Consider the following 10,299-nt stretch of genomic DNA (forward strand, 5'->3'; position numbering starts at 1 on the left):
GAAAAAAGATCGATATATTTCTTAACCATCTCGACCGAAAAAAAGTGACGGCCATCATCGAGCATTGCCCCGCGATAACAAAAACGCGGATAATCCTCAACCTGTACACAAGGCAGTTTGGTTGTAGCGCTTCTTTCTGCAGGCATCAGCTGCAACAGTGTTTGTACTCCATAAAAAAGTCCTGCTCCTTTACCAGCAACCGTAATCTGTTGTGGTGTAATGGTTAGGCGGTATCCTTCGGCAGGTAAATTATCCGTACCGGCCGAGGTTAGCGTAATAACGTTTGTTGTTTTACTACTCTTTGCAACTATTGCCTTATGATAGGCTAAATTGTTTGCCAGATAATCCTTAAAAAACAATACCGCTTTGTTTGAGGGCGAATCGGCCTGGATAGTGGTTTGCTGACTTAATGCAAACTGACCAGTGGCCTTTTTTACAGATACCGGGACCGGGATGATGCCTAAGTTAGGATCGGTGTCCTGTGCTTTCACAACAGTTGCAAATACTGTAAGCAGGGCAAACAGCATTAAAGGAGCTTTTTTATACATATTTATTAATCAGGTTGGTACGAAGTTGTGAATATATAAGTTTTTAAAAAAATATAAGAAGTTTGAAGTGTAAAAAATATGTAGCACTGATTTAATCTACATAGCAGTCGCCCGGTTGGGCCCCATAGGTGGAAGAAATAAAAACGTTGTCATTTCGACGAGGAACGAGGAGAAATCTTATACGACCTGTATCGAACGTGTAAATGCATGGCATACAAGATTTCTCTTCGCCCCACCACGCAATCACCCCTGCTCATCGAAATGACATTTTTTATAGAAAATAATTCCTCCCAACACCTGTGGGCAAGAACCGAGCGACTGCTGAAAGCAAAAGAGCCATCTGTAAACAGATGGCTCTTTAATATATTTTCTCAAAGTCCTCTTCTTTGGAGAGGATTTAGGTGAGGCTAAGGCCTATGCAGTAACTACATGCTCTTTAGCGGCCAGATAACGTTCAGCATCAATGGCTGCCATACAACCTGTACCTGCCGCAGTAACCGCCTGGCGGTAGATGTGATCCTGGGCATCGCCGCAGCAAAACACACCTTCCACATTGGTTTCTGTTGAACCGGGACGGGTGATGATATAACCGGTTTCGTCCATTTTTAACCAGCCTTTAAAAATATCGGTATTAGGGTGGTGACCTATTGCCACAAAAAATCCGCTAACCTCCAGATCAGTGTCAGCACCTGTTATATTATTGGTAACCCTAACACCGGTTACGCTTTGTCCGTCGCCCAGTATTTCTTTGGTTTCGGTATTGTATAAAATTTCGATGTTCGGGGTATTCAACACGCGGTGTACCATGGCTTTTGAAGCACGGAACTCATCGCGGCGAACAATCATAGATACCTTACGGCATAATTTAGCCAGATAGGTAGCCTCTTCGGCAGCAGTATCACCCGCACCTACTATGGCAACATCCTGTCCTTTAAAAAAGAACCCGTCACATACGGCACAGGCCGAAACACCGAAACCGCTATACTTTTCTTCAGATTCCAGCCCCAGCCATTTTGCTGATGCGCCGGTTGAAATGATTACGGTATCGGCTGTGATAGTTTTTACATCATCAACCACCACTTTATGCGGTAAGCTTGAAAAATCAACAGAACTTACATAGCCAAAACGGATATCGGTACCCAGGCGTTCGGCTTGTTTACGGAAATCTTCCATCATTTCGGGACCCATGATACCTTCAGGGTAACCCGGATAATTCTCCACTTCGGTAGTCTGAGTAAGCTGCCCGCCGGCTAATAAGCCAGTGTACATAACAGGCTTTAAATCAGCTCTTGAAGCATATATTGCGGCAGTATAGCCAGCCGGACCAGAGCCTATGATCAGGCATTTTACGTGTTCAGTTTCTTGAGACATTGATTATAAAAATGTATGCGAATTTAAGGTTTATTCAGAAGCGAATCAATAGTGATTGGTCAGGATATTGCCATTGTTAGTTAGGTTGTCCGTAATGTTTATAATAGTTTCTAAATGGATATGAAATTTGTATTGGTTTGTTTTTGCTTGTTTTCACTTCAAAGTTCAGAGATATGATTTGATTTACAGCTTCCTTTTTAATATATTTTGGATCCCAATCAGGTGCAGCCAATAGCTTATTGATGATAGCAGAATCAATTTCTAAATCCGATGCTGTAAATACTTCAGGTTTAGTAAGTTTCCCTTCTTTAGTAATTATCAAACGATATAAAACTTCAAATGAGCCAAGTTTATGAAATTTTTTATCAGCGAGTTCTAAATTTAGATATTGAAGCAGATCATACTGTGGTTTACAATCAATAATTTCTACTGGTTTATCAAGAATACGTTTCTTAAAGGATCCATCTTTAAAGTTATATATCTTTAAAGTATCGTTATTGATTCCAAATGCATACCAATTTCCATCTGGCTTGTTATCAACATAATTACCTTCTGACATTAATCCACCGGCCTCATTATAATTTTGTTGCAGACCGTTTAACTTGCTTTTTTCAAAAGTACTGCTACGAAGAATTCGTCCAAACTCATTGTATTCGACCCATCTCCCGGTTTTTTCACCATTCAAAAAATATCCTTTAGATATAATAAAATTTTTAGGCTCCCACATTATAGTATCCATCTTATGTTTTACATAATCATATTTGAATTGGATTGGCGATTTGGGCTTCAGTAGTTTATAATAAATAAACTTACCATACGGGATAGTAAACTGCTCGTCTTTGAATGTACCTATGGTCATTATGGTATCGTTCATATCATATTGTTTTGTTGACCAGGCAGAATCGCCTTCCATTTTTTGATATAAAATATATGAAGCTGCTTTTGATGAATCAAGAGTTCTGGAACCATCATCAGTTATATAAGCTTTACGAATTTGTGCGCCTGCGGTTAACGTAATAACCAATAAAAACAGAAGGATAAAGTAAGGTTTAAGCATGTGATAATTTTAAGCGGATAAAGGTAATCATTTACCCGTATTTGCCTTTAACACCCGCATTACATTACCACCCAATATTTTGTTAATATCCTTTTCGCTGTAGTTCAATTTCAGTAATTCTTCGGTTATTTTGGGATAATCGCTTACACTATCCATGCCTAATGGATAGGATTCGGCGCCATCAAAATCAGAGCCTATGCCAACATGATCAACGCCTATTAGTTTTGCTATATAATCAATATGCTTAATGAGCAGGCTTAAAGGTGGCCGTAACTGATCCGATTCAGTTTTATATATGGTATTCAGCCTGATATTGGCCAAGTCAACATCGTGATAAATTTTGGTTAATGAATCCAGCTCGGCTTTATGCTGATGAAGAAACACGTTAACCTTAGGGGTATAAGCGCTATCTACAAATCCGCTATAGAAATTTACACATACCACTCCCCCGTTTTTAGCCAGCGCTTTCAACTGATCATCTTTTAAATTACGCCTGAATGGATCAAGGGTATAAGCACAACTGTGCGATGCTATCACAGGCTTGCTGCTGGTGGCCAGCACATCATAAAAAGTACGTTCGCCTACGTGCGATACATCAACCATTACACCAAGATCATTCAGGTGATGAACTATCTGCTTGCCGAAATCAGTTAAGCCCAAATGCGGCAGACTATCTTTCTTCGTAACCTCGTCACGTGCCGATGTAGCCCATGAGGTGCTATTATTCCAGGTGAGGGTTAAATAGCACATACCCCGTTTGGCCAGGCTGTCAATATAATCCGACCTGTCTTCTATCATGTGACCGCCTTCAACACCTACCAGTGCTGCCAGCTTGTTTTGCTTAACCGCTTTTTTTAATTCGGCACTGTTACGCACCAAAGCAATTTTATCCGGGTTGCGGTTGATGAGCGCGTATAACGAATCTATCTCCCGGTTAGCAAAAGCGAACGCCGTTCCCTTGCTATAACTTTCGCCGCACCAGATCGAAAAGATTTGCGCATCCAAACCACCCTCTTTAGCGCGAACGAGGTCAAAGTCGCCTTCTGTTTGTCGTTTGGCCAGATCAAACTTAGTGATCAGTTGATTAGATAAAACATCGTTATGGGTATCAATTAAAATGGCTTTTTGATGGATCTGTTGAGCGTTTTGAGCTGAAAGCTTAAGTGATAGTAGTAATAGAGGGACAAGTAGCTTTTTCATAAACTCAAGATAGAAATTTTGATTGTTGATTATGCCTGATGTAATATATAATCAAAAATTATACTTAATATCAAGGCAAACCCAACGATTGCCAGTATATATCCAGTTATTTTTCCCGAAAAATCATCTATTATAAAGTGGTTCTTATCAGTTGGGTCATAAATTACTTCAACACGCTCACCTTCACTATATATTGAAGGGTTAGAGCCCCATGTCCAGCGTTTGATAATTACTTCATTTTCGAGAGTAACGAATCTAAAAACAGGATAATACAGATTTCTTTTACCTATACCTATATTGGTGTCTATTCTGATGACAACACCGTTAACCCTGGTTCCAGTTTTTTGAAGCTGCTTGCGTAAATAGATTTTTATCACACCTATCCCTGCGAGAAAAGCCCCTCCTGTAATTACTAAAATTTCATTATTTGTTGCGTTCATGACCGCTGATTAGCTGATTCTAATATTATTATAAAGCATGTCATTGCGAGCGTAGCGTGGCAATCTCATCATGCAGGGTCTGCTACCTGTACTGTGAGATTGCTTCGTTCCTCGCAATGACATGGAGGAGAATTGTATCTTTCTTTATGTCTGTATCACCCCCACATTAAACGCCTTTTCTATCGGCGCGTGGTTAGCAGCTTCAATACCCATGGATATTACTTTGCGAGTTTCCAGCGGATCGATGATACCATCAACCCAAAGCCTTGCGGCGGCATAGTATGGCGTTGTTTGTGCATTGTAGCGATCAGTTATTTCTTTAAGTAGTTCCTGTTCTTTTACCTCGTCTACCAGTTCGCCACGGGCTTTTAAGCCAGCAGCCTGGATCTGCAACAGGGTTTTGGCTGCTTGTCCGCCGCCCATTACGGCTATTTTTGCCGATGGCCAGGCATAGATCAGCCTCGGGTCATAAGCTTTGCCACACATGGCATAGTTGCCTGCCCCGTAAGAGTTACCTATTACAATAGTAAACTTAGGCACTACCGAGTTCGCTACGGCGTTCACCATTTTTGCCCCATCTTTGATGATACCCCCCTGCTCAGACCGGCTGCCTACCATAAACCCGGTAACATCCTGCAAAAACACCAGCGGGATCTTTTTCTGATTGCAGTTCATGATAAAGCGGGTGGCTTTATCGGCCGAATCAGAATAAATAACACCACCAAACTGCATTTCACCTTTTTTTGATTTGATGACCTTGCGCTGGTTGGCCACTATGCCCACCGCCCATCCGTCGATACGGCCCAAACCGCAAATGATTGATTTGCCATAACCCTCTTTATATTCCTCAAAAGCCGAATCGTCAAGCAGGCGCAGGATGATCTCGTGCATATCATAGGCCTTTTCCCGGTTGTCGGGCAGTATACCGTAAATATCCTTCTCGTTTAATTTGGGGGTGAATGGTTTAATGCGGTCGAACCCAGCCTTGTTATAATCGCCGGTCATGCTCATGATATTACGTATCGAGTCGAGACAGGCTTGATCATTAGCCTGTTTATAATCGGTAACACCCGATATTTCGCAATGGGTTGTTGCCCCGCCTAAAGTTTCGTTATCCACATCCTCGCCAATGGCCGATTTTACCAGGTATGATCCGGCCAAAAAAACTGAGCCTGTACCTTCTACGATCATGGCTTCATCACTCATTATAGGTAAATAAGCCCCACCTGCTACGCATGAACCCATAATGGCCGAGATCTGGATGATACCCATACTGCTCATGATAGCATTGTTGCGGAATATTCGCCCAAAATGCTCTTTATCCGGAAATATCTCGTCCTGCAAGGGCAGGTACACCCCTGCCGAATCAACCAGGTAAATGATAGGCAGGCGGTTCTCCATAGCTATTTCCTGCGCGCGCAGGTTCTTTTTAGCCGTTATCGGAAACCAGGCACCGGCCTTCACCGTAGCATCGTTGGCCACTATTACACATTGCCTGCCCGATACATAACCAATACCGCATACTACCCCTCCCGAGGGGCAACCGCCATGTTCGGCATACATACCATCGGCAGTAAAAGCGCCCAACTCAAGCCAGGGTTTATCATCATCTATCAGATAGGCAACACGTTCACGGGCCAGCATTTTGCCCTTTTCCTTTTGTTTGGCTGCAGCCTTTTCGCCACCGCCTTCATGTATTTTTTTTAGCCTTGTGTTCAGCTCATAAACAAGCTGTTTGTTTATATCTTCATTTATATTGAACCCGATATCCATAATTGGTTTTAATAGGAAATGTAAATTAGGAAAAATTATAGGAGGAAAAGCCAACGAATTGTTGTTTTGTTTTGCACTAATGTATATCAATACATTTCAGGGTTGCTAATCAACCAATTATCATGTTCAAATATTAGGTGCCAACACGTATTAAATTACGTAAAAACACGCTAATAAATTCTCCATAAACAGTATACCTTTATCATATAATTAATCCCTCCCTTGATATGATACAGCAAACAAAACATTACGGCTGGCTCCCTGACCTGCCCGATCAAAGAGACTATAGATACGCTACTGTACGTCGTGACGCCTTAGCTAAACCTGCTCCGCCGTTGGTTGATCTGCGTGCGCAATGCCCGCCTGTTTATGACCAGGGGTCATTAGGTTCATGTACTGCCAATGCTATAGGCGGGGCTTTTCAGTTTGAGTTGATAAAACAAAAACTGACGGTTTTTACCCCATCAAGGCTGTTTATTTACTATAATGAGCGCGTTATGGAAGGTCATGTTAAGGAAGATAGCGGTGCACAGATACGTGATGGCATTAAATCGGTGGCTACGCAAGGTGTTTGCGATGAAGTACTTTGGCCTTATAACATAAGCAAGTTTGCCAAAAAACCAACAAAAAAACTATATAAAAAAGCCCTTAAAAGTCAGGCTTTACAGTATACCCGTTTAAACAACACAGCAATTAATGAGCTTAAAACCTGCCTGGCAGCCGGCAACCCTTTTGTTTTTGGCTTTACCGTATACCAGAGTTTTGAAGGCGATAAAATGGCTAAAAGCGGCATAATGACCATGCCTTCAAAAAATGAAAGTGTTTTAGGCGGCCATGCGGTAATGGCGGTTGGTTATGATGATAAAAAGAAGGCTTTTCTTGTACGCAACAGCTGGGGCGATACCTGGGGACTTAAGGGTTATTTTTATATGCCTTATGATTACATCACCAGCACTGACCTGGCCGACGATTTTTGGACAATCAGTCAGGTAGAGGGATAGTATCGGGTTATAAGTATTGAGTTTTGAGTTACTAATAGGCTCAAAACTCATAACAACATTAATGTACAAGATTAATTAGGATGAAATCATCTGTAATAAGAGCACTTCAGCATTTAAGCGATAAACCCGGAAATTTATTTGTTAAGGTGATACAACACGGCAGTATGTCGGTTGAAATATACAGGCCGGTAAATATCGACCCGCAAACCCCGCATTTGCAGGACGAACTTTATGTGATCATCAGCGGATATGGTGATTTTTTAAACGACGGCGTACGTACCTCCTTTCAACAAGGCGACGTACTGTTTGTAAAAGCCGGCGTTGAACACCGCTTTGAAAATTTTACTGATGACTTTGCCACCTGGGTTATTTTTTACGGCCCGGAGGGTGGGGAATAAAGTCTTAAGTTCTGAGTATGGAGTCGAAAGTCCTTAGTCGAAAGTCCCAAGTCTGATTTTACTATTTCAAATCAGACTTAAGACTTAAGACTTAAGACTCAACACTCAGAACTTAAGACTTAAATAAGATTTCTGTCTTTAAACCAAACTTCGTCGGGGGTTACATTAAAGCCATCCATCAGATTAACAAGTTCAATAGGATCGCCGGAGGTGATCACCAGGTTACGGTTAGTGGGTTTCAGGAATTTTTGCTCCACCATTACATCCAGTTGTTTCAGCAAAAAATCATAGTAGCCATTCACGTTCAGTAAACCTATCGGGTGGTTATGCAAACCTAACTGCAGCCAGGTTAATACCTCAAAAAATTCTTCGAGTGTACCCAGGCCACCGGGCAAGGTAATAATGCCATCGCTAAGATCATTCATCATTTGCTTGCGCTGGTGCATGTTTTCTACAATATGCAATTCGGTTAAACCTGTATGACCAACTTCTTTATCCATCAAAAATTGGGGGATTATTCCAATAGCTTTACCATCTTTTTTCAAAACCGCATCGGCTAATATACCCATTACCCCTACCTTACCACCACCATACACCAGGGTAATATCGCGGCTCACCATTACTTCAGCCAGTTGCTCAACAGCTTGTTTTAAAATAGGGTCGCCATTAAAGTTGGCTCCGCAAAATACACAGATAGATTTCATGGCAATAAATATAAAAGTTAAAAGTATTTAGTTACAAGAAAAGGGAACCAATTGATTCCCCCTTTATTTATTTATCTTTTTATCACTAAAAGCTTACCTGGTATAATTAGGCGCCTCTTTAGTGATAGTAATATCGTGCGGATGGCTTTCACGCATGCCTGCAGCTGTGATGCGTACAAACTTGGCTCTTTGCAGATCTTCAATGTTTGCAGCTCCGCAGTAGTGCATCCCCGCACGTAAACCGCCAATGTATTGGAATATCACTTCGGCCATGTTGCCTTTAAATGGTACGCGCCCCACAATACCTTCGGGAACCAATTTGGTAACCACATCAGTTTCATCCTGGAAGTAACGATCTTTAGAGCCCTTTGCCATAGCTTCAACCGAGCCCATGCCACGGTATGATTTAAATTTACGGCCTTCGTATATAATAGTTTCGCCTGGTGATTCTTCAACACCTGCGAATAAAGAGCCCGCCATGATGGAGCTTGCACCAGCTGCAATGGCTTTTACAATATCACCGGTTTGTTTAATACCACCATCGGCAATTACCGGGATACCACGGCCTTCCAATGCTTTTGCACACTCATAAACCGCATAAAGTTGCGGAACACCAACACCGGCAATAATACGTGTTGTACAGATAGAACCCGGACCAATACCTACTTTAACTGCATCGGCACCTGCATCGGCAAGAGCAATGGCAGCATCGGCAGTGGCAATATTACCGGCAATAACCTGCAGGTCTGGATATAATTTTTTAACCGCCTTAACCATCTCTATAACTCCTTTTGAATGACCATGAGCAGTATCAACCGTAACCACATCAACACCTGCATTAACAAGTGCGGTAACGCGGTCAATATTATCAGCAGCAACCCCAACCGCCGCCCCTACGCGTAAACGGCCAAATTCGTCTTTACAGGCGTTAGGGAAGTTTTTAACTTTTTGTATGTCTTTATAAGTGATTAGCCCTACCAGTATACCATCCTTATTCACAACGGGCAGTTTTTCAATTTTGTTGCCCTGTAATATAGCCGCGGCTTCGGTCAATGTAGTGCCTTCGGGAGCTACGATCAGGTTTTGTGTGGTCATTACCTGGCTAACTGGTACCGTCATATCTTTTTGGAAACGCAGATCGCGGTTAGTGATGATCCCTTTCAGTTTATGCTCTGCATCAATTACCGGGATACCGCCAATGCTAAACTCCTTCATGATCTGGAAAGCATCTGCAAGCAAAGCATCCTCCAACAGCGTTACCGGATCCTGGATCATGCCACTTTCAGAACGCTTAACCTTGCGTACTTCGTCGGCCTGGGCCTGTATGGTCATATTTTTATGAAGCATACCTATACCACCCGCCTGGGCAATGGCAATAGCCAAACCAGATTCGGTAACGGTATCCATTGCGGCGGATATGATCGGGATGTTTAAACGGATCTTTTTTGTTAAAAAAGTGCTCGTGTTAACTTCGCGCGGTAAAACTTCTGAATAAGCCGGGAGTAGTAAAACGTCGTCGTAGGTTAATCCTTCGGCAACAAACTTTGATGGGTCTAACTGCATAGCAAATAATTATTTTGGAGTTATTATTTGCCGGGCAAAGGTAATAAATATTTCGGATATCGGAATTGAGATTGAGGATTTATTTAAAAGTGAACAGAAAATTGCCTTGTAATGATAATTGGTTTTACAAACGCGTCATTGCTGTAAGGGTTTAGTAATTCGATGACAAGGTAGCAGGTTTATTTTGTGTTGTTTAAGGTGATCATATCAATAGGTCTTTTTCCACCAATACCTTGGTGAGGTC

10 protein-coding genes are annotated in these 10,299 nt (G+C 41.9%); 2 read left to right on the forward strand and 8 right to left on the reverse strand.

Going from position 1 to position 10,299, the window contains the following annotated elements:
* The 6 genes from AC1DRQ_RS26860 to AC1DRQ_RS26885 form a co-directional block, all read right to left on the reverse strand.
* The coding region (locus AC1DRQ_RS26860; protein ID WP_477428490.1) for a glycoside hydrolase family 20 zincin-like fold domain-containing protein at nucleotides 1-548 on the reverse strand (548 nt) is incomplete at its 3' end.
* Nucleotides 549-962: 414 nt separating this feature from the next.
* Nucleotides 963-1,919 (reverse strand): thioredoxin-disulfide reductase, encoded by a 957-nt coding sequence (gene trxB / locus AC1DRQ_RS26865; protein WP_429399428.1) that lies wholly within the window; start codon nucleotides 1,917-1,919, stop codon nucleotides 963-965.
* A 76-nt stretch (nucleotides 1,920-1,995) separates the two neighbouring features.
* On the reverse strand, nucleotides 1,996-2,976 hold the full coding sequence (locus tag AC1DRQ_RS26870) for a toxin-antitoxin system YwqK family antitoxin (protein ID WP_477428493.1): 981 nt from the start codon (nucleotides 2,974-2,976) through the stop codon (nucleotides 1,996-1,998).
* 27 nt (nucleotides 2,977-3,003) lie between these two features.
* Nucleotides 3,004-4,176 (reverse strand): dipeptidase, encoded by a 1,173-nt coding sequence (locus AC1DRQ_RS26875; protein WP_477428495.1) that lies wholly within the window; start codon nucleotides 4,174-4,176, stop codon nucleotides 3,004-3,006.
* A gap of 29 nt (nucleotides 4,177-4,205) precedes the next feature.
* A complete protein-coding gene (locus AC1DRQ_RS26880) occupies nucleotides 4,206-4,616 on the reverse strand; it encodes a DUF3592 domain-containing protein (RefSeq protein ID WP_477428497.1) in 411 nt (136 codons plus the stop codon).
* 144 nt (nucleotides 4,617-4,760) lie between these two features.
* Nucleotides 4,761-6,389: an acyl-CoA carboxylase subunit beta gene (locus AC1DRQ_RS26885; RefSeq protein WP_477428499.1), complete on the reverse strand. Its 1,629-nt coding sequence runs from the start codon at nucleotides 6,387-6,389 to the stop codon at nucleotides 4,761-4,763.
* A gap of 227 nt (nucleotides 6,390-6,616) precedes the next feature.
* Here AC1DRQ_RS26885 and AC1DRQ_RS26890 point away from each other — a divergent pair, with 227 nt between their 5' ends.
* Together AC1DRQ_RS26890 and AC1DRQ_RS26895 are read left to right on the forward strand one after the other, a co-directional pair.
* Entirely contained in the window at nucleotides 6,617-7,390 is a 774-nt protein-coding gene (locus tag AC1DRQ_RS26890) for a C1 family peptidase (protein ID WP_477428501.1), read from the forward strand.
* Between the two features lie 80 nt (nucleotides 7,391-7,470).
* A complete protein-coding gene (locus tag AC1DRQ_RS26895; protein ID WP_477428503.1) occupies nucleotides 7,471-7,788 on the forward strand; it encodes a cupin domain-containing protein in 318 nt (105 codons plus the stop codon).
* Between the two features lie 119 nt (nucleotides 7,789-7,907).
* Here the strand turns inward: AC1DRQ_RS26895 and AC1DRQ_RS26900 are convergent, their stop codons facing one another.
* Nucleotides 7,908-8,492 (reverse strand): LOG family protein, encoded by a 585-nt coding sequence (locus AC1DRQ_RS26900; RefSeq protein ID WP_477428504.1) that lies wholly within the window; start codon nucleotides 8,490-8,492, stop codon nucleotides 7,908-7,910.
* Nucleotides 8,493-8,585: 93 nt separating this feature from the next.
* Nucleotides 8,586-10,055: an IMP dehydrogenase gene (guaB, locus tag AC1DRQ_RS26905; RefSeq protein WP_477428506.1), complete on the reverse strand. Its 1,470-nt coding sequence runs from the start codon at nucleotides 10,053-10,055 to the stop codon at nucleotides 8,586-8,588.
* Nucleotides 10,056-10,299 lie beyond the last annotated feature (244 nt).

The organism is Mucilaginibacter sp. P4_E8, assembly GCF_056401495.1.